The following is a 1,057-nucleotide window of genomic DNA, read 5'->3' on the forward strand; positions in this document are numbered from 1 at the left end:
CGACCCTGTTGGTTTATTCATCAGTGGGCTGATCTTCTAGGGTGTGGTGGTCGGCGGTGGCGCCGGGGTGTCGTTTGGGAGGGATGAGTGCCGTGTCGATGCAGCCTTCACCGTGGCCGGAGCCGGATCCGGAGGTTGCGGGGGTGATAGAGGCGATCTTCCGGGGCAAGCAGTTGCCGTTGCCGGTGCAGGTGCGGGACATGCTGGGCGAGGTGTTTCCGGATGGGCAGTTTGCGCAGTTGTTCGCCACGCGGGGCCGTCCGGGTTTGTCGCCTGGCCTGTTGGCGTTGGTCAGTGTGTTGCAGGCGGCGGAGCGGTTGACGGATCGGCAGGCTGCCGGGATGGCGCGGGAGAACCTGTCGTGGAAGTACGCACTCGGGTTGGCGTTGGATGATCCGGGTTTTGATTTCTCGGTGCTCTCGGAGTTCCGTGCCCGGGTGGTTGCCGGCGGGATGGAGCAGCGTCTGTTGGATCTGCTGCTGGCCGCGCTGGCCGAGAAGGGCCTGGTGGGCGCTGGTGGCAGACAGCGTACGGATTCCACGCACGTGATCTCGGCGGTGCGGGATCTGAATCGGTTGGAGTTGGCCGGGGAGTCGGTGCGGGCCGCGGTCGAGGCGATCGTGGCGGCGGTGCCGGGCTGGTTCGAGCAGGTATTCGATGTGTCGGGCTGGTCGCGGCGGTACGGACACAAGATCGATTCGTTCAAGATGCCGAAAGCGCAGACCAAACGCGACCTGCTCGCCGGCGACTACGCCACGGACGCCCATGCGCTGCTGGATGCGGTGTACTCCCCGGCGGCACCGGTATGGCTGCGCGAACTCGCCCCGGTGCAGGCTTTGCGGATCGTGCTGCTGCAGAACTTCGTGGTCGCCGTGGATAGGCAGGGCAGGCAGGTGATCAGGATGCGGGACGCCGTCGGGGACGGCGTCCCGCCTGCTCAAGGGCGCCTGACCTCACCCTACGATCTGGATACACGCTGGGCGGCTAAGGGCGATGACCTGTTCTGGAACGGATACAAGGTCCACATCTCCGAAGCCTGCGACGCTGCCCCGTCCAC

Annotated in this window: 1 protein-coding gene; it reads left to right on the forward strand. The window is 65.8% G+C overall.

Annotation, left to right across the window (positions count from 1 at the left end; all coding sequences use genetic code 11):
• Positions 1-98: 98 nt before the first annotated feature.
• Positions 99-1,057: transposase (locus tag KGQ19_RS48695; RefSeq protein WP_230420585.1), on the forward strand; the 959-nt coding region annotated here is incomplete at its 3' end.

The sequence above is a fragment of the Catenulispora pinistramenti genome (assembly GCF_018274385.1).
In the GTDB taxonomy this organism is placed as follows: Bacteria; Actinomycetota; Actinomycetes; order Streptomycetales; family Catenulisporaceae; genus Catenulispora; species Catenulispora pinistramenti.